A 20,564-nucleotide genomic window follows, 5' to 3' on the forward strand; every position below is an offset into this window, starting at 1 on the left:
GCACACCACTAGCCGGTCTTGAGCGCAAGCTCCATAGCCTCGCCGCGGCCGACGAGATCGGCATATTTCCCGATCGGCAGCGGCTTCCCGAGCAGATAGCCCTGCACGCCGTCGCAACCTTCCCTGGCCAGGAAGGCGAGCTGGTCGATGGTCTCGACGCCTTCGGCGATGATCGACATTTCGAGGCCGTGGCCGAGATCGATCACGGCCCGGACGATCGCGGCCGACTGCGGATTGCGGCCGAGATTGATGATGAAGGCGCGATCGATCTTGATCTTGTCGAACGGGAACGCCTGGAGATAGCTCAGCGAGGAATAGCCGCTGCCGAAATCGTCCATCGAGATGCGCACCCCAAGCGCCTTCAGGCGGCGCAGAAGCGCGAGGCCGCGATCGAAATCCTCGATCAGCACGCCCTCGGTGATCTCGAGCTCGAGCCGGCCGGGCGCAAGGCCCGTCTCGATCAGGATCGAATGGACGAGCCCGACCACGTCGCCGTGCATGAACTGCGCCGGCGACAGGTTGACCGCAACCTGAAGCGGCTTCGGCCACGACGCCGCCTCGCGGCAGGCCTCGCGCAGGATCCATTCGCCCATCTCGACGATCAGGCCGCTTTCCTCCGCGATGGGGATGAATTCGGCGGGCGAGACCTGGCCGCGTACCGGATGCTGCCAGCGCGCCAACGCCTCGAAGCCGATGATCTCGCTTTCGACGATGCTGTTGCGCGCGATGCCTTGCGGCTGGAAGGCCAGCGACAGCTCGCCGTTCTTGATCGCCATCGACAGGTCCTGGTGCAGCACGCGGCGGTCGCGGATCTGCTGGTCCATCTCGGGCTGGTAGAGGCTGATCGTGCCGCGCGATTTCTGCTTGGCGCGGAAAAGTGCGGCGCCGGCATTGGCGAGCAGCGAGGCACCGTCGGGGCCATTGTGCGGAAACACCGACATGCCGGAGGTGATGCCGGCACGCACCGCGCGGCCGTCAATGTGGAACTCCGGCGCGAGCGCCTGGCCAAGCTGCTGCGCCAATGCGAGGCCCGCGTCAGGCTGCTTGCCGTCGATGATCAAACCAAATTCGTCGCCGGACAGACGCGCGACCAGGCCGCCGCGTGCCGCATCCTGGAGCCGCTGGGCCACCTCGACCAGCAGCTTGTCGCCAAGCGCATGGCCGAACACGTCGTTGACTTCCTTGAGGCCGTCGAGATCGACGCAAAGGACGGCGAATTCCTCGTCGGTCCCCTCGCAGGCCTCGATCATCTGGGTCAAGGCCTGAAGGAAGGCGGCGCGGTTCGGCAGGTCGGTGAGACCGTCATGGTAGGCCATGTGCGCCATGCGCGATTCGGTCTGCCTGCGGTTGGTGACGTCTTCGTGGGTTTTGATCAGGTATTGCGGCTCGCCGGAATCGTTGAGCACCGTGGCACGCCGGGTCAGGAACAGGCGCAGGCCGTCTTTGGTGGAGATCGGATGCTCCTCGGTAATCATCCCGCGCTTCTTGATCGCGGCCTCGTCGCGCGCGATGATCAGCTTGGCTTCCTTGGCATTGAAGATGTCGGAAGCAGTCAGGCCCGTGGCTTCCTCGCGCCTGCGATTGAGGATCGTCTCGGCGCTGCGGTTGGCGAGCAGGTAGCGGCCATCCCTGACCTGCTCGACGATCAGCGCGACCGGAATGTTGTCGACCACGAGCTCGAGGAACTTCTTGGTGCTCTCCAGCTCCATCGACAGCGATTGCCGATCGGTGATGTCCTCGAACACCAGCAGCAGGAATTCCGGCTTGTTGCTCTCGTTGCGGACCACGATCCGGATCGAGGCCACCTTGCGCGGGGCATGGTCGCGTTCGACCTCGACCTCGAACTCGTTGCGATATTGTCCCTCGGGGGCCAGCAGGGCAGCGCGGTCGGTCGCCTCGATGCTCTCGGCCGATTTTGGACCGAACAGCTCGCGCGCGTTCTTGCCGACGACGTGGTCGCGCGAAAAGCCCCAGAACCGCTCATAGGCCCTGTTGGCAAAGATGTAGCGACCGTCCTCGATGTTCTTCGCGGCCACGCAGGCCGGCACGTTGTCCAGCACCGTCTCGAGGAATTGCTTGGTCGAGGCGAGCTGCCGCGACAGCTTGCGTTGCTCGCTGACATCGAGATGGGTCGCCACCGATCCGCCATTGGGCAGGATGAAATATTTGACCAGGATGGCGCGGCCGTCAGGCAGTTCGGTGATGAGGCCGTTGGGGCTTGCCGCCTTCTCGTAGAAGTCCTCGTCGGAGATGCCAAGGACGCCGCGCTTGCGCCTGAGCTCGAGAATGTCGTAGCCGGTCATGCCGGTCCACAGGTCCGAGCGCGTAAGACCGTAGATGTCGAGATAGCGGTCATTGCAGAAGATGATGCGCCGCTGCGCATCCGTCATCACCACGCCCTGATTGAGATTGTTCATGGCGGAGGACACGAAGGCGTTGCGCCGCAACTGCGAACGCCTGCTTCGGCGCAGCGCCGAATGGATCCAGAGCGCGATCGCGACCAGGAACGCGCAGATGACAATGCCGCCGATGAGGGCTTCCCAGATCAGATTGGGGTCGAGATCGCCAAAATGGCTCGGCGCCGCGAAACTGTCCGCGAGGGCACGCGAAGGCGCCACCGCGCTGGTCAGGCACACGACGGCCTGCACAGCAATCGGAAGCATGCTGCCTTCCTGCCAGTTCTTCTCAGCCATCAGCCACCCGCGATTTCAACTGCGGATTGTCTGGCTTCAGCGGTTTGGATCGGGTAAACGCCTGTACGCCCAACAGAAAAATGTGACGCGAAATACGGCAATTGCCCTGACATGATAAATGCTTTCTTAACGGAAAATGCCCGCCCGGCGCGTTTCCCAGGCAATCCGACGTCGTCGGCACCCTCAGCAGGACTTCTGCATCACCATGGATAGGGTCGAGTGCGTCGTCATCGGAGCCGGCGTGATCGGGCTCGCGGTGGCCCGGAAGCTGGCCCAGGCCGGGCGCGAGGTGATCGTGCTCGAAGAAGCCGAGGCCATCGGCACCATCACCTCTTCACGCAACAGCGAGGTGATCCATGCCGGGATCTACTACCGTGCCGGAAGCTGGATGGCCCGCATGTGCGTCGCCGGCAAGCAAGCGCTCTATCGCTACTGCGGCGAGCGCGGTATCCCGCACAAGAATTGCGGCAAGCTGATCGTCGCGACCAATGCCAAGGAAACCGAGAAGCTGCAGTCGATCAAGGCCCATGCCGAGGCCAACGGCGTCCTCGACTTGCAGCTGCTATCGGGCGAGGCGGCGCGCGCGCTGGAGCCGGCGCTGGCCTGCGATGCCGCACTGCTCTCGCCATCGACCGGAATCATCGACAGCCATTCCTACATGCTCTCGCTGCGCGGCGAGGCCGAGGAAGCAGGCGCGGCCTTTGCGTTTCACACGCCGCTGATCCGCGCCAAGGCGGAGGCCGGAATGATCGAGATCGAAGCCGGCGGCGAAGCGCCGATGACGTTGCAATGCGGCCTGCTCGTCAACGCCGCCGGGCTCTCGGCGACATCAGTGGCGCGCCACATCGACGGCATGCCGGTCGATCGGATTCCGCCTGCTTATCTCGCCAAAGGAAATTACTTCAGCTGCAATGCGCGCGCACCGTTCTCGCATCTGATCTATCCGGTGCCCGAGCCCGGCGGGCTTGGCGTACATCTGACGCTGGACATGGCAGGACAGGCGCGCTTCGGCCCCGACGTCGAATGGATCGAGACGATCGACTATGAAGTCGATCCGTCGCGCGCCGAGCGCTTCTATCCGGCAATCCGCAAATATTGGCCGACGCTTCCCGATGGCGCGCTGATGCCGAGCTATTCGGGCATCCGCCCGAAGATCGTGCCGCCGGCGGTCGCTACGCAGGATTTCCTGATGCAGGGTCCGCGCGACCACGGGGTCGCAGGCCTGGTCAATCTGTTCGGCATCGAATCGCCGGGACTGACGTCGTCGCTCGCGATCGCGGACCACGTCGCCGAGCTGACGGACATCTAGGCTGACGGACATCTAGGGAGCATTTTCGAGCGAAGCGCGGACCGGGTCGCGTCACGAAAACGCGTCCAAACAAAAAAGCTGCGCGACGATCATCGCGCAGCGCGCGCATCCTGCCGCAGGGATGAGCACAAACGCGCTGATCCCTGCGTGAAAGGATGCGATTAAACTCTACACTGTTACAGGGGTTACTAGTGAAGCGTATCGCCAGTGTTCTTCAGACGTTCGATCTGGTCCTTGACCAGCAACTTCCGGCGCTTCAACTCAACAATTTGCAGGTCGTCTGTTGAAAGGTGCACGAGAGCCTCGTGCAATTCGTTCTCGAGAATTTTATGCTTCCGTTCCAATTCAACCAGATGTGCCTGAATTGTCATTCGAAACCTCCTCGGTAGGGGTGAACCTTGGATTCGATCCGGACGAGGGACTCTACATCACCGATTCGTTCTGTCGATGGGTATCCGTCGTCGCGCCGTCATTTTTGAAAATTCATATGTAACGAACCGTGAGTACGGAACCACGCGACGAAAAATCCATGATATCAATGTGCTCGCGCGACACTGCTTCCGAATCGTTGAAATATCTTGCGATGGAGCGGTGCGTGGAGGTGCAGATCGCTTGCGATCGCGCCGCGCAAGGACGATAATTTCCACAGGGCATCCACAGCCTTGATCTCAAGCCTATCGGTTTTCGGCCACCGCAGACATGACCCATGAAGACGAGCGTGAGCTCGAAACCGAGCTCACCCGGTTGCAGCAGGAACACCGAGATCTCGATGCGGCGATCGATGCACTGCATCAATCGCCCGCCCCCGACCTGTTGCGGTTACAGCGGTTGAAGAAGCGCAAACTGTTGTTGCGCGACCGTATCGCCTTCATCGAAGACCAGATCACGCCGGACATCATCGCCTGATCCACAGCGGCTGCGGAAGTGCGGAGTCGAATCCGCTTGACTCAAAAAGAACAAAATAAGAACATTTGTCCCGGCCCCAATATGCCGGAAACACCCAAGGACAACCCGCAAGGACACCGCAGATGCCAGTCCCCGCCCCTCTCGACAACGGCCACTATGAACAAGCCTGTGATCAGGCGATCGCGATGTGCGACGGCAATCTGCGCAGCACCATCAAGGCGCTGATCATGGCCAACGAATATCTGGAAGCCGAGCTGGAGGAATTGCAGGCAGCGATTTCGGCCGGCTGCATTCCGGAATCCTCACGTAGCAGAAGCAGCGCGGCCTGAACCTCGAGGCGCACCATTGGAGCAACGCCATGTCTGATGTGACCTACTACGTTGCAATGCCGTTCCTGATTGATGCCGACGGATCGCCTGTCGCGGGCGCCGCCGAGGAATGCCAGAGCCCGACGGCCGCCTTACGGCGCGCAGAGGCTCTGGCGCACGGTCCCGGCCATATCGGCGCGGTCGCGTTCAGTCGCAGCGGCGATCCGATGACCGGTGAATTCGGTGACGCCACGCTGCTGCGCAAATTCGGCAACGTGCCGGAAGATCTCGCGACCCTTTAATTTAGCTGTTGACGAGCCTGATCCGCGGCTCGTGACGCCGGTGCGCCTTGCGCACATACATGGCGGCATCGGCCTCCTCCAGCGCGCGGGTGGCATCGGACTGCGCACCGAGCAGCGCGACACCGGCAGAAGCGCCGGCCATCACCTGCTGACCACGAAAGGTGAATGACAAACCGTCGATCGCCTGTTCGAGGATAACAGCTTTCGCCTTCGCATCGGCCTCGCCGAGATTCCACAACAGCAGGGCAAACTCGTCGCCACCAAGGCGGCCGACCACGTCGGAGGCGCGGATCTGCCGGGTCAGCGTCGTGGCGATCGCCTTCAGCACCTCGTCGCCGGCGGCATGGCCGAAGGAATCGTTGATCGGCTTCAGCCGGTCGACGTCGAGCACGATCAGCGCGCCGCTGGCGCGGTAGCGCCTCATGTAGGCGACGGCGCGTTGGAGCTCGCGCTCAAAGCCGCGCCGGTTGGGAATATCGAGCAGGAAGTCGGTGTCGGCCGCAGCTTCGAGTTCGGCGACGCGGCGCAGCGCCTGCGTCAGCTTGATCCGCAGGCCGCGGATGGTCGCCTTGCTGATGTCCGCGCCGGCTGTGGCCGCGCGAGACGGCGCGGAGGGCCTGGCCCGCTTGGGAGCAGTTTTGGTTCGGCTCCCGCCGGTTTTCCGGCCCTTTTTGGCCTTCGCAGCGGTCGCCCTTTTTGGTTTCTTCATGGGCTTCCTGCTCAATGAAGGCTTGCGGGGATTCACCAAGTCAGGATAGTGCATTCCCTTCTCCTTGCCACCGCCTTGCGAGCCGCCGGCCGGAACCGTTAATCTGGCCTATCTTTCTGTTTTCCGAGCATAATTGACGTCATGACCGCGCCGATCGCCATCATCATGGGAAGCCAGTCGGACTGGGAGACGATGCGGCACGCCGCCGACACGCTCGCCGCGCTTGGCGTCGCCTCCGACAATCGCATCGTTTCGGCACACCGCACCCCCGACCGGCTGTTCGGCTTTGCCAAAGGCGCCAAGGCTGCAGGTTTCAAGGTCATCATCGCCGGCGCCGGGGGCGCCGCGCATCTGCCGGGCATGACCGCGGCGCTGACGGAACTGCCGGTGTTCGGCGTTCCCGTGGAGTCCAGGACGCTCAAGGGTGTCGATTCGCTCTATTCGATCGTCCAAATGCCCGCCGGCATTCCGGTCGGCACGCTCGCGATCGGCAAGGCCGGCGCGATCAACGCGGCGCTGCTCGCGGCATCCGTGCTGGCACTGTCCGATCCGGCCCTGTCCGATCGCCTCGCCGCCTGGCGCAAGGCGCAGACCGAGGCGATCGCCGAGCGCCCGGAGGACAAGGCGTGACTGACGCAAAGCAGGTGAAGCTGAACCCCGGCGACACCATCGGAATCCTTGGCGGGGGACAACTCGGTCGCATGCTGGCCATGGCCGCGGCACGCCTCGGCCTGCGCTGCCAGGTGTTCTCGCCCGATCCTGATTCGCCGGCCTTCGACGTCGTGCTGAACGCAACCTGCGCCGAATATGCCGACGTCGAGGCACTCGAGCTGTTCGCTCACGACGTCGACGTCATCACCTATGAATTCGAGAACGTACCGGCTGCGGCCGCCATGGTGCTGGACGCGCGCCGCCCCGTGCTGCCCAACCGCAAGATCCTCGAGACGACGCAGGACCGTCTGGCCGAAAAGGATTTCGTGACGCGGCTCGGCATCGGCACCGCTGCCTACGCGGACGTCACCTCGGTCGCGTCGTTGCGCGAGGCGATCGCGAAGATCGGCCTGCCCGCCGTGCTGAAGACCCGCCGCTTCGGCTATGACGGCAAAGGCCAGGCCATCATCCGCGAGGGCGATGACATCGCCAAGGTCTGGACCAGTCTCGCCACCAAATCGGCTATCCTGGAAGCCTTCATACCTTACGAGCGCGAGATTTCGGTGATTGCCGCGCGCTCGGCCACAGGCCAGGTCGAGTGCTTCGACGTCACCGAGAACGAGCACCGCGACCACATTCTGAAGATTTCCCGCGCGCCTGCGCTGATTCCGGATGCGCTCGCCGAAGAGGCGCGCAGCATCGCCGGCAAGATCGCGACCGCGCTCGACTATGTCGGCGTGCTCGCCGTGGAGATGTTCGTGCTCGGCAACGGTTCCGGGCCCAGAGTGCTGGTGAACGAGATCGCCCCGCGCGTGCACAATTCCGGCCACTGGACGCTCGACGGCGCATCGGTCTCTCAGTTCGAGCAGCACATCCGCGCCATCGCCGGCTGGCCGCTCGGCAAGCCGGTGCGGCACGGTGAGGTCGTCACCATGACCAACTTGATCGGCGACGAGATCAACGATTACGAGAAGTGGCTGGGCGTGCCTGGCGCGACCGTGCACATTTACGGCAAGGGCGCCCCGCGCCCCGGCCGCAAGATGGGCCACGTCACCGAGGTCAGGCCTTCAAACCGCAAGTGAGCGGACCGCAGCAGAGCTGCGATCCCATTTTTGGTGTTGTTTCGACGCGTTTTTTCTTTGCGCGTACCGGCATCCACTTCGCTCGAAAACGCGCTACGCCGTCTTCACGCCGGCGACGACACCGGCGGGCTCCTCACTGAGCCAGCGATAGATCACCCCGCCCAGCGCGCCGCCGATCAACGGTGCGACCCAGAACAGCCAAAGCTGCGACAGCGCCCAGCCGCCGACGAACAGCGCAGGACCCGTGCTACGTGCCGGGTTCACCGAAGTGTTGGTGACGGGGATGGAGACGAGATGGATCATGACCAGCGCGAGCCCGATCGCGAGCGGGGCAAAACCCGCCGGCGCACGGCCGTGGGTCGCCCCCATGATGACGAACAGGAACATCATGGTCATCACCACCTCGGTGACGAAGCAGGCCACCAAGCTGTACTGGCCGGGCGAATGCGCAGCATAGCCGTTGGAGGCAAAGCCCTTGGCGAGGTCGAAGCCGGGCGCACCGCTGGCGATCACGTAGAGCAGTTCTGCCGCGACGATCGCGCCGCAGACCTGCGCGATCACGTACGGCAGGATCTGGCCTGCCGGAAAGCGACCGCCCGCGGCGAGGCCAACCGTGACGGCCGGGTTGAGGTGGCAGCCCGAGATATGGCCGATAGCATAGGCCATGGTGACAACGCTCAAGCCGAAGGCCAGCGACACACCGACCAGGCCGATGCCGACCTGCGGAAAGCCGGCCGCGATCACGGCGCTGCCACAGCCTGCAAATGTGAGCCAGAACGTGCCGATGGCCTCGGCCGCGTATTTCTTCATGTCCATGAGATGTCTCCCCTGATTTCAAAGACGCTGGAACAATGTCCGCAGCGGCCGTTCTTACCGCCGATTCTCCCCAATCGGGGCCACACGGGAGCATTTTCGCCGCATTTAGTGGCTGAACTTGGCCCGAAATACCGCTTGGCAGGTGGACATCCCAGGTTTTGTCTGATACATCCGCGCCCTCAAGGTTAAGGGCTTGCGCTTTTTGCCATCCCCTTTGACTTACCAGAATTCAAATCCGATCCACTGAAGAGGATGCCGCGTGCAGGTTCTCGTTCGCGATAACAATGTCGACCAAGCCCTCAAGGCGCTGAAGAAGAAGATGCAGCGCGAGGGCATTTTCCGCGAGATGAAGCTCCGCGGTCACTACGAGAAGCCCTCCGAGAAGAAGGCCCGCGAAAAGGCCGAAGCCGTGCGCCGCGCGCGCAAGCTGGCCCGCAAGAAGCTGCAGCGCGAAGGCCTGCTGCCGATGAAGCCGAAGCCGGTGTTCGGCGCTGGCCCTGGTGGTGATCGTGGCGGCCGCGGCGGCCCCGGCGCAGGTGCAGGCCCGCGCGGACCCCGCTGATCTTGCCGATAGTGTGAAGGACTGAGTTTTCAATGACGCGGGCCCAGGCCCGCGTCATTAGTTTGTAAAGCAGTGCCTTTTCTGGGACGGGGCACTACAGATGCGGCACCAGCGCGAGCGAACCGTAGATGGCCTCCCCTTTCCCCGAGCCCGGCTTGGCGCGGCTACGCCAAATCTGGCGCCAACCGCTCGCGCTGACCTTGCTGGGGATCGCACTGTGCGGCTGCTCCTTCGATCTCGGATCGCTGATGCCGGAGAAGGACAAGCCGCAGGAAGCGCCCCATGCGGCGGCGACCCCGGATAGCAGCGCGGTCAGTCCGGGCAACGTCGCCGAGGCCCAGACCCACACGGCAAAAGCGCAAGGCTTGGCCAAGTCGGGCGAGACGCAGGCCGCGCTGGACGAGTTCAATCGCGCCGTCGCACTCGATCCCTACAACGCGCAGGCGCTCTACGGCCGCGCGCTGCTCTACCAGGCCAATAACGAGCACGACTTCGCGATCGCCGATTTCGGCGCAGCCAGCGGGCTCAATCCGCAGAAGGCCGAACCGCTGCTCGGCCGCGCCGTCAGCTATCTCGCCATCGGCAAGGTCAAGGAGGCGGCGGCCGACCTCGACGAGGCCTCCGAAGCCGATCCGCACAACGCCCAGATCTGGACGATTCGGGGCCAGGCCTATGAACGGCTGGGCGACAAGGCCAAGGCCGCGGCATCCTACAACAAGGCCGTCGCGTTGCGCCCACGCGATGACGCCGCCCGCAGCGGCCTGGCCCGCGTCGGCGGCTAACGGTCTCTCTCAGCCTTGGCTGACGGATTTTCTGAACGCGAACGGGGGCCGCGTCGCGCGAAAACGCTTTGGGAGGGCGGAGACGCCGATTTAGTCGGGAGCGGCGCTCTTCGGCAGAACTGCGTGGAACATCGACTTCATGCCTGACAGCATCTCGTCGGCGACATTGGTTTTGGGCCGTGGCGCAGGCATGGTTGCGCCCGCATCAGCGCGCAGGTCGAGCGGCGGTGCGATCACCGGCACCGGAATATCGGCCGGCGGTGTCAGCCGATTCGGATCATCATTGCCGACGGAGGCCGTGTAGGGGGGATACGCCTGCGACGCGCCGCCATTGCCATAGGCTTCCGGGGACGGCGTCGACACATTGATCGGCGGCGGCAATGGGCGCACCGTCGACGGCACCGTTGTTACGACACGGGGAGCCTCGGGCACGCGGGAGGCTTCCTGCACCGAAGGCTCGGGCGCCCTCTCAACCGGTTTGGCCTCGACAGGCTTGATTTCGGCAGATTTGGCCTCGGCAGCCTTCTCAGCTGCCTTGCCCTCAGGGGACTTGCGCAGGCGCTCGATGGCGGCCCGCGCCAGGTCGTTGGCGTCGGGGCCCACAGCCGGAGCAGCCGGCGACGAATTGGCCTCAACCACGGGCGCAGCGCCGGGCGCTGCCGGGGAGGCCGGGGACGATTTGGCAACTGCCTTCTCATGCGCTGGGGCGTGGCCGTGCGAATTGGCCTCGCCGGCGCCGGTCTCGGCAGCCTTGGTTTCGACAGGCGCGCCCTTCTCGGAAACGCTCTTCTCGGAAACGCTCTTCTCGGAGACGCCCTTGGCCTTGACGCCGGGGGCCGGCAGGTTGGCGACATCGGCCGGCTTGCCGTTCTTGGCGGCTTCGGCAGGCGCCAACACGGCGGCCGGTGCATCCGCTGCCGGCCTCGCGTTGATGTAGTGGTTAACGATGTAGGCCCCGATGATCGTCGCGAGCACCGAGGGGAAAATATCCATCGAAATTTTAGCGAGGTATTTCAGCATTTCTCGGCCACTCCCCGCGACCTGATGCGGGAACTTTGGGGCATTGTAAGGGATCAACTGCGACGGATCGATGGCAAAGGTGACGCGTGTCTTACGCCTTCAACTCAATCTCAAGGAACACGATCTCGGTTGAGGTTTCGTTAAGTACGTCATGTTGGACGCCGGCCTTGCGGAAATAGGATTTTCCCGCCGCGAGCCGCGCCTTGGAACGCTCCCCGCCCGGAGCAACGATGGTCATTTCGCCCGGTGTGACGGGAACGATCACGTAGTCCATCCCATGGGTGTGATGCCCGGTGGCACTGCCCGGGGCGAGCCGCCATTCCGTCACCCGGACCTCGTCATTGTCGACCTGAATCTCGGACCTGGCGGCAAGCATCCGGAGTGTCTTTCGCGGAATCGGTTCAGGGCACGAATACCATGAACGCGTAGACAGCAAATACCACCATGTGTACCAGTCCGAACAGGACATTGGTCCTGCCCGTGCCGAAGGTCAGCATGCTCAGCAAGAATGTCAGGAACAGCAGCGCCGTGTTCTGGGGATTAAGCCCCAGCACCAGCGGCTGGTCGATCACGTAGGTGGCGAGCCCGACTGCCGGGATGGTGAGGCCGATGGTGGCCAGCGAGGACCCGAGCGCGAGGTTGATGCTTTTCTGAAGATCGTTCTTGCGGGCCGCGGTGATCGCCGAGACGCCTTCCGGCATCAGGATCAGGAGCGCGACCAGGAGGCCTGCAAAGGCCGGCGGGGCGCCGATTCGGTCGGCGACGGCGTCCACCACGAGCGAGAACTTCTTGGCGAGCAGCACGACGGCCAGGAGCGAGATCAGGAGCAGCGCGATGCTGAGTGCCAGCATCGTGCCCGACAGGTGGGCCTTCCCGCTCTCGCCCTCCGCCCCCTCATGGACGAAATAGTCCTTGTGCAGGACGGTCTGGGTGTAGAGGAACACGCCGTAGAGCACGATGGTCACGAGGTCGACGAAGCCGAGTTGAAGTGTCGAGTAGATCGGCCCCGGCGTCGTCAGCGTGTAGTTGGGCATGATCAGCGTCAGCGTCGCGAGCGCAATCAGCACGCTGAGATAGACGTTGGCGCCGGAGAGCTGAAAACCCTGCTCGCGGTAGCGCAGCCCGCCGATGAAGACGCAAAGGCCGACGAGGCCGTTGCAGACGATCATCACCACCGCGAACACGGTGTCGCGCGCAAGCTCCGGCGCCGGCTTGTCGCCGAGCATGATCGTGGTGATCAGCGCGACCTCGATGATGGTCACCGCGAGCGTGAGCAGCAGCGTGCCGAAGGGCTCGCCGATCCGTTCCGCGATCACCTCGGAATGATGCACGGCCGCGAAGACGGTGCCGAACAGGATGACCAGCAGAACGATCGCGAACAGGCCGCCGCCGGCGGACAGGGTGAAGCCGTAGCCGGTCACGGTGACGATCAGGAACAGCAGCACCGCCAAAGCGGGGAAGATCCAGGACGACCGCGGCATCGGTCCGTGTGCACTCATGCAGGCGATTCCTTCGTTGGGCAGAGCGATTATGCGCGAGAAGATCGCGCACGTCAGCACTCAGGAACCGTCGATGAATTGCCGCGCGGTCTCCAACGCTCCGAAATCATCCAGATTTTCGTGTCCGCCGCCGGGAAACCTCACCAGCTTCTTCGGCTCGTGTGCGAGCTCAAATAGCCGCTCGCCGAACGTGATGGGAATCGCCTGATCGTTCGTGCCGTGCATGATCAACAGCGGCACAGTGACGCCCCCGATCCGTTCGTCGGAGTGGAACTGGTCGCGCATCAGCAGGCGAATCGGAACGAAACGAAAGAGCGAGGCCGCAACGTCGACCGTCGACGTGTAAGGCGCCTCCAGAATCAATTTCCCGACCGGATGCCCGGAGGCGATGGCGACCGCAACACCGGTCCCGAGCGAGAATCCCCAGGCTACGACACGCGCCGCATCGTAGCGTTGCGTTGCGAAGGCGTAGGCGGCTGCGGCGTCCTGCAACAGGCCCTGCTCGCTCGGCGCGCCGGTCGAGCCTGCATAGCCGCGGTAGGATAGCGCGACGAGGCCGGTGCCGTCGGCCGTGATACCCCTGAAGCGGCTCACGCGCCCCGCGAGAAAATCGCCATTGCCGTGGAAGAACAGCACCACGGCATGGCCGGGCTTTGGCGGCACGTGCCAGACGATGACCTTCGCGCCGTCGGACGTGGTGAGAACGTGCTCCTCCGCTTCCGGAAACCCCGCGGAAGCCGGCGCGGTGCGCTCGGCAGTCGGAATCGGAAACAGCATTGTGCGCTGCTTGACGAAAAGCAGCATGAGACCCGCGAGATAGCCGGCGACAACGATGATGGCGATCCATTTCAGGACTGTCATCGCTGCGCCGGCTTCCCGGCGTTACATCGCCTTGACGATGTTCTCGGTGACCTTCTTGGCGTCGCCGAGCAGCATCATGGTGTTGTCGCGGTAGAACAGCGGATTGTCGATACCGGCATAACCGGACGCCAATGACCGCTTGATGAACATCACCGTGCCTGCCTTCCAGACCTGCAGCACCGGCATGCCGTAGATCGGGGAGGTCTTGTCCTCTTCGGCCGCGGGGTTGGTGACGTCGTTGGCACCGATCACGAAGGCGATGTCGGCTTGCGCGAATTCGGAGTTGATGTCCTCGAGCTCGAACACCTCGTCGTAGGGCACATTGGCCTCGGCGAGCAGCACGTTCATGTGGCCGGGCATGCGGCCTGCGACCGGATGAATGGCGTATTTCACCTCGACGCCTTCCTTCTTCAGCATGTCGGCCATTTCGCGCAGCGCGTGCTGGGCCTGCGCCACCGCCATGCCGTAGCCGGGCACGATGATGACCTTGGAAGCGTTCTTCATGATGAAGGCTGCGTCGTCAGCCGAGCCGAGCTTGGCCGGCTTCTGTTCACCCGTCCCGCCGGCGGCCGCCGCGGTTTCGCCCCCGAAGCCGCCGAGGATGACCGAGATGAAGGACCGGTTCATCGCGTGGCACATGATGTAGGACAGGATCGCGCCGGAGGAGCCGACCAGCGCGCCGGTGATGATCAGCGCCGAATTGCCCAGCGTGAAACCGATGCCGGCCGCAGCCCAGCCGGAGTAGGAGTTCAGCATCGAGATCACGACCGGCATGTCGGCGCCGCCGATCGGGATGATCATCAGCACACCGAGCGCCAGCGCCAGGATGACGATCAGCCAGAAGTCGAGCGCGCCGCCAGTGATGACCAGGCGGACGATGAAGAACACCAGCGCCACGGCAATCGCGATGTTGACGACGTGACGGGCGGGCAGAATGATCGGCGCGCCGCTCATGCGCGCGGACAGCTTCAGGAACGCGATCACCGAGCCGGTGAAGGTCAGCGCGCCGATGGCGACGCCGAGCGACATTTCGACCAGGCTTTGCGAATGGATGTTGCCGGAAGTCCCGATGTCGAAGGCCTCAGGCGCGTAGAACGCACCGGCGGCAACCAGCACCGCGGCCATGCCGACCAGCGAGTGGAACGCGGCGACCAGTTCCGGCATCGACGTCATCGGCACGCGGCGGGCGATCACCGCACCGATGCCGCCACCGATCGCGATGGCGACGATCACGAGCAGCCAGGCCACACCATCCGCCGGCGGATGGTTTGCCAGCGTCGTGGCGACCGCGATCGCCATACCGATCATGCCGAACAGATTGCCCTGGCGCGACGAAGCCGGGCTCGAAAGTCCGCGCAGCGACAGGATGAACAGCACCCCCGCCACGAGATACAAAAATGCAGAGAGGTTAGCGCTCATCTCAGGTCCCCATTGATCCCATCAGCCCGAGGTGGCCGCTTACTTCGACTTCTTCTTGTACATCGCCAGCATGCGCTGGGTGACAAGGAAGCCGCCAAAGATGTTCACGCAGGCGAAGATCAGCGCGACGAAGCCGAAGCCGCGCGCCCAGCCCGAACCGCTCGAGGCGCTTGCGACGCCGACCGCGAGCAGCGCGCCGACCACGATCACCGACGAGATCGCGTTGGTCACGCTCATCAGCGGCGTATGCAGCGCCGGGGTCACCGACCACACCACGAAATAACCGACGAAGACGGCGAGGACGAAAATCGACAGCCGGAAGATGAAGGGGTCGACGACCTGCGCAGCATGTTCCATGACAGCTCTCCTTAAACCTTCGGCTGGAAGTTCGGGTGGATGACGGCGCCGTCCTTTGTCAGCGCGGTCGCCTTGACGAGCTCGTCGTCCCAGTTCACGGCGAGCCTCTTCTCCTTCTTGTCGAACATGGTCTCGATGAAGGAGAACAGATTGCGTGCATAGAGGCTGGAGGCCGAGGCTGCGACGCGGCCGGCGACGTTGGTATAGCCGACGATCTTGATACCATCCGTCTCGACGACCTCGCCGGCCCTGGCGCCCTCGACATTGCCGCCGCGCTCGACGGCGAGATCGACCAGCACCGAGCCCGGCTTCATCGACCTGACCATCTCGCCCGACACGAGCTTCGGCGCGGGCCGTCCCGGGATCAGCGCCGTGGTGATGACGATGTCCTGCTTCTTGATGTGCTCGGCGGTGAGCGCGGCCTGCTTGGCCTGATACTCTTTGGACATTTCCTTGGCGTAGCCGCCGGCGGTCTGTGCGTTCTTGAACTCCTCGTCCTCGACGGCGAGGAACTTCGCACCGAGCGATTCCACCTGTTCCTTGGTCGCCGGCCGCACGTCGGTTGCAGTGACGACGGCGCCGAGGCGGCGCGCGGTCGCGATCGCCTGGAGGCCGGCGACGCCGACGCCCATCACGAACACCTTCGCAGCGGGCACCGTGCCGGCTGCGGTCATCATCATCGGGAAGGCGCGGCCGAAGGCTTCGGCGCCCTCGATCACGGCGCGGTAGCCGGCGAGGTTCGCCTGCGAGGACAGCACGTCCATCACCTGCGCGCGCGTGATGCGCGGCATCAATTCCATCGCGAAGGCGGAGATTCCGGCATCGGCCATCGCCTTCAGCGCGGCCTCGTTGCCGTAGGGATCCATGATGGCGATGACCAGTGCACCGCGCTTGTACTGCGACAGCTCGGAAGCCTCGGGACGCTTCACCTTGATGATGATGTCGGCGTCCTTCAGCGCATCGGCGCTGACGGTGGCGCCCACCGCGGTGAATTCGGAATCGGGGAGGCCCGACTTGATGCCGGCGCCCGGCTCGATGGCGATCTCGGCGCCCAACGCCTTAAACTTCTTCACCGTATCAGGCGAAGCCGCGACCCGCGGCTCTGACGGATCGATTTCCTTGGCAACGGCGATCTTCATAGGTCCTCCGGCGGCGCGGGACAGCGCATGCGCAAAAAAGTAGCGTTACTCCCGCAGCGTTGCATACCGGCTTTGCCACCGGCTTGTTTGCAGATTTTGTGAGCAGCTGCCGCCGCAAGCGCGGGCAGCTGCCGAGGTCGATTTAGGTCAGGAAGATCGCCATCAGGATCACGATCAGCGCGACCGTCGCCGTGCCATACTTCACCAGCTTGATGAAGCCCTCGTAGGTCTGCTCGTGGGCAACGTAGTCGTTGCCGTCGGCGGTGCTGTATGCAACTTCGCTATGATCTGCCATGGATGTCCCCAGTCGAAAGTCGAATTCCTCGGCTGGGATACCTTAAAGCTTCGGGCAGGGCAACGGCACGGAGGCGCGGTTTTCCAGCAAATAGGCTCATTTGGAATTCCGATTATCGCGGATCCAAAGCGCCCAATTGCGTCTACTGAACCGCGGTTCATCGGATACCCGGCGCCGCCCTGCTGTAAATTCGGGCACAAGCGGTCTTCAGCCCATCGCCTCCAGCTCATCGATCATGCCGGCGATGACGCTGAGCCCGCCATCCCAGAACTTGGGGTCTTTGGCGTCGAGGCCGAACGGCCGCAGCAGCTCGGAATAATGCTTGGTGCCGCCGGCGGCGAGCATGTCGAGATAGCGCTCGGCGAAGCCCTCGGCCGCTTTCTCGTAGACGGCATAGAGCGAGTTCACGAGGCAGTCGCCGAAGGCATAGGCGTAGACGTAGAACGGCGAGTGGATGAAGTGCGGGATGTACATCCAGTAGTTCTCGTAGCCTGCCTTGATCTCGATCGCCGGTCCCAGGCTTTCGCCCTGCACCGACAGCCAGAGCTCCCCGAGTCGCGTCGCCGTGAGCTCGCCGTTCTTGCGCTCGGTGTGGACCGCACGCTCGAACGAATAGAACGCGATTTGTCGCACCACGGTATTGATCATGTCCTCGACCTTGCCGGCGAGCAGCGCCTGGCGCTGCTTGGCGCTCTTGGTCTGCGCCAGCAGCCGCCGGAAGGTCAGCATCTCGCCGAACACGCTTGCGGTCTCAGCCAGTGTCAGCGGCGTCGGCGCCATCAGCGCACCGTTCTTCGCGGCCAGCACCTGGTGCACGCCGTGACCGAGCTCATGCGCGAGCGTCATCACGTCGCGCGGCTTACCCTGGTAGTTCATGAGCACATAGGGGTGCGCTGACGGCGTGGTCGGATGCGAGAACGCCCCCGGGGCCTTGCCCGGGCGCACGGGCGCATCGATCCAGCGATCTGTGAAGAAACGCTCGGCGATGTCGGCCATTTCAGGCGAGAAGCCGCGATAGGCCGACAGCACCATGTTGCGCGCATCGGGCCAGCCGATGACGTCAGTCGCAGCGAAGGGCAGTGGCGCGTTGCGGTCCCAATAGGCGAGCCGTTTCTTGCCGAACCACCGCGCCTTCAGCGCGTAATAACGATGCGACAGTTTGGGATAGGCCGCGCGCACCGACGCGACCAGCGCATCCACCACCTCGCGCTCGACGCGGTTGTTCAGATGGCGGGAATCCGCGACATCCTTGAAGCCGCGCCAGCTGTCGGAGATATCCTTGTCCTTGGCGAGCGTGTTGGTGATCAGCGCAAAGGTGCGCTCATTGGCCTTGAAGGTTTTCGCCAGTGCTTCCGCCGCCGCCTTGCGCTTGGCGCCGTCACGGTCCTGCAGGAAATTGAGCGTCGGTTCGATCGCGAGTTCTTTTCCGCCGACCTTGAAGCGCAGGCCGGAGATTGTCTGGTCGAACAGCCGGTTGAAGGCGGAGTAGCCGGTCTGCGCCTTCTCCAGGAACAGCTGCTCGAGCTTGTCGTCGAGCTGGTAAGGCTTCTCCTTGCGCAGATCCTCGATCCACGGACGGTAATGCGCAAGCTCCGGCGCCTGCATGGCACGGTTCAAAATATCGTCATCGATGCGATTGAGCTCGAGCGCGAAAAACAACAAATGCGTCGACGCCGCGGTCAGCCGCTCGGAAACGTCGCCGTAAAACTTTGAAATCGCAGGGTCCACGCTGTCGCCGGCATGAACGAGACCGGCGTAGGAGCCGAGACGGCCGGCGAGATCGTCGATCGCCTCGAAGCGTCGCACGGCTTCCGCGAGCCATTTTCCGCCATCTTCGTTTGCTGTGCCTGTTGCGAGCTTGCCCTTGTAGTCCGTCTCGAACGCGACGCAATCGGCAGCCATCGTTTCGAGATCGCGCGCCACTTCCGGCGCATCGATCCCGGAATAGAGATCGGCGAGGTTCCACTCCGGAAGCTTGCCTGTCTTGCTTGCAGGCTTCGCGGAGGGCTTTGCCTTGGCGACGGATCTCGTGACGGGGGACTTCTTGGCGGCGGGCTTGCGAAGGGCGTTCTTTGCGAGAGCGTTCTTGGAGCGCGAAGTCATTGTGTGGGAAACCTGTGTTCAACAATCGCTGCGGCGGGCGGGGGCATCAAGGTTTAAGAGTGCGTTAAGCGGCTTCGGCCAGAGTGACCCGATTCGAGACAGATATTAGTAGCGTGCGGGGAGCACCATGGCTGCCAGTATTTTGATTGCCGATGACGACGCCGTGGCACGCCGCCTGGTCGAGAACATGGTGCAGAAATGCGGCTATGAGACGATCGTCGTCGAGTCCGGCGACGCTGCAATATCAGCCCTGACCGCCCCCGACGCACCTGCCATCGACGCCGTGATCCTGGACCTCGTGATGCCCGGCCTCGACGGCATGGGCGTGCTGACGAAAATCCGCGAAGCAGGCCTGAGCGTGCCTGTGATCGTGCAGACCGCTCATGGCGGCATCGACAATGTGATCTCGGCCATGCGCGCCGGCGCGGCCGATTTCGTGGTCAAGCCGGTCGGCGTGGAGCGGCTTCAGGTCTCCTTGCGCAACGCGCTCAACGCCTCCGCGCTCAAGGGCGAATTGCAGCGCATTCGTCACAGCCGCGAGGGCCGGCTGACTTTCGCCGACATCATCACGCGCTCCGAAGCGATGACGGGCGTGATGCGCGCGGCGCAGAAGGCCGCCAATTCATCAATTCCCGTGCTGATCGAAGGCGAGTCCGGCGTCGGCAAGGAGATGTTCGCGCGCGCCATCCATGGCAGCGGCGAGCGCAAGGCAAAGCCCTTCGTCGCGGTCAATTGCGGCGCGATTCCCGACAATCTCGTCGAGTCCATTCTGTTCGGCCACGAGAAAGGCGCCTTCACCGGCGCGACCGAGCGGCATGCGGGCAAGTTCGTCGAGGCCCATGGCGGCACGCTGTTTCTGGACGAAGTCAGCGAGCTGCCACTGACCGCGCAGGTGAAGCTGCTCCGCGCGCTCCAGGAGGGCGCAGTGGAGGCCGTGGGCGGTCGCAAGCCCGTGAAGGTCGACGTCCGCATCATCTCCGCGACCAATCGCAAGCTGCTGGAACGGGTCAAGCAGGGCCACTTCCGCGAAGATCTTTTCTATCGCCTGCACGTGCTGCCGTTGACCATCCCCTCACTGAAGGCCCGGCGCGAGGACATCCCGCATCTTCTCAGGCATTTCCTGGCGCGCTTCGCTGCGGAGGAAAACCGTCCGATCTCCGGCGTCACTGGCGAGGCCGTCGCGCATCTCGCCCAGCTCGACTGGCCAGGCAATATCCGCCAGCTCGAGAATGCTGTTTACCGCGCGGTGGTGATGAGCGAAGGCGACCAGCTCGGTCTGGACGATTTCCCGCTGCTGGCGTCGCATCCGCATTCCGAAACGGAGATTCCGACCGCGCCGCTGATGATCGACCCGATCGCTGCCCCCACCGTCGTGTCCGGTGGCGAAATACCGATCGTACCGCTTCCCATGGCGGGCTCGCTCTCGATGTTGACCTCCACTGGCGATGTCCGGCCGCTCGAGGACATGGAGAACGAGATCATCCGCTTTGCGATCTCGCATTATCGCGGACAGATGTCCGAGGTCGCCCGCCGCCTCAAAATTGGCAGGTCCACCCTGTACCGCAAACTCGACGAAGCCGGGGTTCCCGGCCATGGCGGCAAAAGCGGCGAGGAGACGCACTGAACCTCATCCGAACAGAGCCTCGCGCGGCCCGACGATGCACACGCAAGCCGTTGAATTACGGCAAAATTCGGCTCCGGCCGAAACCGTGACTTGGAAGTGACAGACACCGGGAAAAGCGCGCGGTAAA

Annotated in this window: 22 protein-coding genes; 9 read left to right on the top strand and 13 right to left on the bottom strand. The window is 63.7% G+C overall.

What is annotated here, in order from left to right; translation table 11 throughout:
• Nucleotides 1-8: 8 nt before the first annotated feature.
• Entirely contained in the window at nt 9-2,693 is a 2,685-nt protein-coding gene (locus ACVWZ4_RS06965; RefSeq protein ID WP_456736214.1) for a sensor domain-containing protein, read from the bottom strand.
• 205 nt (nt 2,694-2,898) lie between these two features.
• Here ACVWZ4_RS06965 and ACVWZ4_RS06970 point away from each other — a divergent pair, with 205 nt between their 5' ends.
• A complete protein-coding gene (locus tag ACVWZ4_RS06970) occupies nt 2,899-4,002 on the top strand; it encodes an NAD(P)/FAD-dependent oxidoreductase (RefSeq protein WP_456701348.1) in 1,104 nt (367 codons plus the stop codon).
• 188 nt (nt 4,003-4,190) lie between these two features.
• Here the strand turns inward: ACVWZ4_RS06970 and ACVWZ4_RS06975 are convergent, their stop codons facing one another.
• Nucleotides 4,191-4,373 carry a YdcH family protein gene (locus ACVWZ4_RS06975; RefSeq protein WP_092227209.1) on the bottom strand — a complete coding sequence of 61 codons (183 nt, stop codon included), beginning with the start codon at nt 4,371-4,373 and terminating at the stop codon, nt 4,191-4,193.
• Nucleotides 4,374-4,701: 328 nt separating this feature from the next.
• Between ACVWZ4_RS06975 and ACVWZ4_RS06980 the strand changes: the two genes are divergently transcribed.
• The 3 genes from ACVWZ4_RS06980 (at nt 4,702) to ACVWZ4_RS06990 (ending at nt 5,518) form a co-directional block, all read left to right on the top strand.
• Nucleotides 4,702-4,908, top strand: coding sequence for a YdcH family protein (locus tag ACVWZ4_RS06980; RefSeq protein ID WP_092227208.1), 207 nt, complete (start codon nt 4,702-4,704; stop codon nt 4,906-4,908).
• Between the two features lie 122 nt (nt 4,909-5,030).
• Nucleotides 5,031-5,237, top strand: a complete 207-nt coding sequence (locus ACVWZ4_RS06985; RefSeq protein WP_456701347.1) for a hypothetical protein — start codon at nt 5,031-5,033, stop codon at nt 5,235-5,237.
• 29 nt (nt 5,238-5,266) lie between these two features.
• Entirely contained in the window at nt 5,267-5,518 is a 252-nt protein-coding gene (locus ACVWZ4_RS06990) for a hypothetical protein (RefSeq protein WP_092227206.1), read from the top strand.
• Between the two features lies 1 nt (nt 5,519).
• Here ACVWZ4_RS06990 and ACVWZ4_RS06995 read toward each other — a convergent pair whose 3' ends face one another.
• Nucleotides 5,520-6,227, bottom strand: a complete 708-nt coding sequence (locus tag ACVWZ4_RS06995; protein ID WP_456739967.1) for a GGDEF domain-containing protein — start codon at nt 6,225-6,227, stop codon at nt 5,520-5,522.
• 141 nt (nt 6,228-6,368) lie between these two features.
• On the opposite strand from ACVWZ4_RS06995, the gene purE reads away from it, so the two are divergent.
• Together purE and ACVWZ4_RS07005 are read left to right on the top strand one after the other, a co-directional pair.
• A complete protein-coding gene (gene purE / locus ACVWZ4_RS07000; protein WP_456701345.1) occupies nt 6,369-6,857 on the top strand; it encodes a 5-(carboxyamino)imidazole ribonucleotide mutase in 489 nt (162 codons plus the stop codon).
• Nucleotides 6,854-7,960, top strand: coding sequence for a 5-(carboxyamino)imidazole ribonucleotide synthase (locus tag ACVWZ4_RS07005; RefSeq protein WP_456701344.1), 1,107 nt, complete (start codon nt 6,854-6,856; stop codon nt 7,958-7,960). Before purE ends, ACVWZ4_RS07005 begins: the two co-directional genes overlap by 4 nt.
• 93 nt (nt 7,961-8,053) lie before the next feature.
• Here the strand turns inward: ACVWZ4_RS07005 and aqpZ are convergent, their stop codons facing one another.
• Nucleotides 8,054-8,776 carry an aquaporin Z gene (aqpZ, locus tag ACVWZ4_RS07010; protein WP_456701343.1) on the bottom strand — a complete coding sequence of 241 codons (723 nt, stop codon included), beginning with the start codon at nt 8,774-8,776 and terminating at the stop codon, nt 8,054-8,056.
• A gap of 259 nt (nt 8,777-9,035) precedes the next feature.
• On the opposite strand from aqpZ, the gene rpsU reads away from it, so the two are divergent.
• Both rpsU and ACVWZ4_RS07020 read left to right on the top strand, forming a co-directional pair.
• Entirely contained in the window at nt 9,036-9,338 is a 303-nt protein-coding gene (gene rpsU / locus ACVWZ4_RS07015; protein ID WP_092227201.1) for a 30S ribosomal protein S21, read from the top strand.
• A 128-nt stretch (nt 9,339-9,466) separates the two neighbouring features.
• Entirely contained in the window at nt 9,467-10,120 is a 654-nt protein-coding gene (locus tag ACVWZ4_RS07020; RefSeq protein WP_456701342.1) for a tetratricopeptide repeat protein, read from the top strand.
• Between the two features lie 90 nt (nt 10,121-10,210).
• On the opposite strand, the gene ACVWZ4_RS07025 is transcribed toward ACVWZ4_RS07020, so the two are convergent.
• The 9 genes from ACVWZ4_RS07025 to ACVWZ4_RS07065 all read right to left on the bottom strand — a co-directional run bounded on the left by ACVWZ4_RS07025 (nt 10,211) and on the right by ACVWZ4_RS07065 (nt 18,813).
• Complete coding sequence (locus ACVWZ4_RS07025) at nt 10,211-11,140, bottom strand: hypothetical protein (RefSeq protein ID WP_456701341.1); 930 nt, start codon at nt 11,138-11,140, stop codon at nt 10,211-10,213.
• Nucleotides 11,141-11,231: 91 nt separating this feature from the next.
• Nucleotides 11,232-11,516, bottom strand: a complete 285-nt coding sequence (locus ACVWZ4_RS07030) for a cupin domain-containing protein (protein WP_456701340.1) — start codon at nt 11,514-11,516, stop codon at nt 11,232-11,234.
• Nucleotides 11,517-11,541: 25 nt separating this feature from the next.
• Nucleotides 11,542-12,639 (bottom strand): calcium:proton antiporter, encoded by a 1,098-nt coding sequence (locus ACVWZ4_RS07035; RefSeq protein WP_456701339.1) that lies wholly within the window; start codon nt 12,637-12,639, stop codon nt 11,542-11,544.
• A 60-nt stretch (nt 12,640-12,699) separates the two neighbouring features.
• On the bottom strand, nt 12,700-13,500 hold the full coding sequence (locus ACVWZ4_RS07040) for an alpha/beta hydrolase (RefSeq protein ID WP_456739968.1): 801 nt from the start codon (nt 13,498-13,500) through the stop codon (nt 12,700-12,702).
• Nucleotides 13,501-13,521: 21 nt separating this feature from the next.
• Nucleotides 13,522-14,919: an NAD(P)(+) transhydrogenase (Re/Si-specific) subunit beta gene (locus ACVWZ4_RS07045; RefSeq protein ID WP_456701337.1), complete on the bottom strand. Its 1,398-nt coding sequence runs from the start codon at nt 14,917-14,919 to the stop codon at nt 13,522-13,524.
• 39 nt (nt 14,920-14,958) lie between these two features.
• Complete coding sequence (locus ACVWZ4_RS07050; RefSeq protein WP_456739969.1) at nt 14,959-15,276, bottom strand: proton-translocating transhydrogenase family protein; 318 nt, start codon at nt 15,274-15,276, stop codon at nt 14,959-14,961.
• 11 nt (nt 15,277-15,287) lie between these two features.
• A complete protein-coding gene (locus ACVWZ4_RS07055) occupies nt 15,288-16,415 on the bottom strand; it encodes a Re/Si-specific NAD(P)(+) transhydrogenase subunit alpha (protein ID WP_456739970.1) in 1,128 nt (375 codons plus the stop codon).
• Nucleotides 16,416-16,557: 142 nt separating this feature from the next.
• Complete coding sequence (locus ACVWZ4_RS07060; protein WP_449376860.1) at nt 16,558-16,710, bottom strand: aa3-type cytochrome c oxidase subunit IV; 153 nt, start codon at nt 16,708-16,710, stop codon at nt 16,558-16,560.
• Nucleotides 16,711-16,917: 207 nt separating this feature from the next.
• Nucleotides 16,918-18,813, bottom strand: coding sequence for a M3 family oligoendopeptidase (locus ACVWZ4_RS07065; RefSeq protein WP_456736221.1), 1,896 nt, complete (start codon nt 18,811-18,813; stop codon nt 16,918-16,920).
• A gap of 127 nt (nt 18,814-18,940) precedes the next feature.
• Here ACVWZ4_RS07065 and ACVWZ4_RS07070 point away from each other — a divergent pair, with 127 nt between their 5' ends.
• Entirely contained in the window at nt 18,941-20,437 is a 1,497-nt protein-coding gene (locus ACVWZ4_RS07070) for a sigma-54-dependent transcriptional regulator (RefSeq protein WP_456701333.1), read from the top strand.
• Nucleotides 20,438-20,564: the final 127 nt, after the last annotated feature.

The sequence above is a fragment of the Bradyrhizobium sp. USDA 4472 genome (genome assembly GCF_054058595.1).

Excerpts from the sequence above, each read along its gene's own strand:
- ACVWZ4_RS06965 (WP_456736214.1), bottom strand. The coding sequence starts at position 2,693 with ATGGCTGAGAAGAACTGGCAGGAAGGCAGCATGCTTCCGATTGCTGTG.
- ACVWZ4_RS06970 (WP_456701348.1), top strand. The coding sequence starts at position 2,899 with ATGGATAGGGTCGAGTGCGTCGTCATCGGAGCCGGCGTGATCGGGCTC.
- ACVWZ4_RS06975 (WP_092227209.1), bottom strand. The coding sequence starts at position 4,373 with ATGACAATTCAGGCACATCTGGTTGAATTGGAACGGAAGCATAAAATT.
- ACVWZ4_RS06980 (WP_092227208.1), top strand. The coding sequence starts at position 4,702 with ATGACCCATGAAGACGAGCGTGAGCTCGAAACCGAGCTCACCCGGTTG.
- ACVWZ4_RS06985 (WP_456701347.1), top strand. The coding sequence starts at position 5,031 with ATGCCAGTCCCCGCCCCTCTCGACAACGGCCACTATGAACAAGCCTGT.
- ACVWZ4_RS06990 (WP_092227206.1), top strand. The coding sequence starts at position 5,267 with ATGTCTGATGTGACCTACTACGTTGCAATGCCGTTCCTGATTGATGCC.
- ACVWZ4_RS06995 (WP_456739967.1), bottom strand. The coding sequence starts at position 6,227 with ATGAAGAAACCAAAAAGGGCGACCGCTGCGAAGGCCAAAAAGGGCCGG.
- purE (WP_456701345.1), top strand. The coding sequence starts at position 6,369 with ATGACCGCGCCGATCGCCATCATCATGGGAAGCCAGTCGGACTGGGAG.
- aqpZ (WP_456701343.1), bottom strand. The coding sequence starts at position 8,776 with ATGGACATGAAGAAATACGCGGCCGAGGCCATCGGCACGTTCTGGCTC.
- ACVWZ4_RS07020 (WP_456701342.1), top strand. The coding sequence starts at position 9,467 with ATGGCCTCCCCTTTCCCCGAGCCCGGCTTGGCGCGGCTACGCCAAATC.
- ACVWZ4_RS07025 (WP_456701341.1), bottom strand. The coding sequence starts at position 11,140 with ATGCTGAAATACCTCGCTAAAATTTCGATGGATATTTTCCCCTCGGTG.
- ACVWZ4_RS07030 (WP_456701340.1), bottom strand. The coding sequence starts at position 11,516 with ATGCTTGCCGCCAGGTCCGAGATTCAGGTCGACAATGACGAGGTCCGG.
- ACVWZ4_RS07035 (WP_456701339.1), bottom strand. The coding sequence starts at position 12,639 with ATGAGTGCACACGGACCGATGCCGCGGTCGTCCTGGATCTTCCCCGCT.
- ACVWZ4_RS07040 (WP_456739968.1), bottom strand. The coding sequence starts at position 13,500 with ATGACAGTCCTGAAATGGATCGCCATCATCGTTGTCGCCGGCTATCTC.
- ACVWZ4_RS07045 (WP_456701337.1), bottom strand. The coding sequence starts at position 14,919 with ATGAGCGCTAACCTCTCTGCATTTTTGTATCTCGTGGCGGGGGTGCTG.
- ACVWZ4_RS07050 (WP_456739969.1), bottom strand. The coding sequence starts at position 15,276 with ATGGAACATGCTGCGCAGGTCGTCGACCCCTTCATCTTCCGGCTGTCG.
- ACVWZ4_RS07055 (WP_456739970.1), bottom strand. The coding sequence starts at position 16,415 with ATGAAGATCGCCGTTGCCAAGGAAATCGATCCGTCAGAGCCGCGGGTC.
- ACVWZ4_RS07060 (WP_449376860.1), bottom strand. The coding sequence starts at position 16,710 with ATGGCAGATCATAGCGAAGTTGCATACAGCACCGCCGACGGCAACGAC.
- ACVWZ4_RS07065 (WP_456736221.1), bottom strand. The coding sequence starts at position 18,813 with ATGACTTCGCGCTCCAAGAACGCTCTCGCAAAGAACGCCCTTCGCAAG.
- ACVWZ4_RS07070 (WP_456701333.1), top strand. The coding sequence starts at position 18,941 with ATGGCTGCCAGTATTTTGATTGCCGATGACGACGCCGTGGCACGCCGC.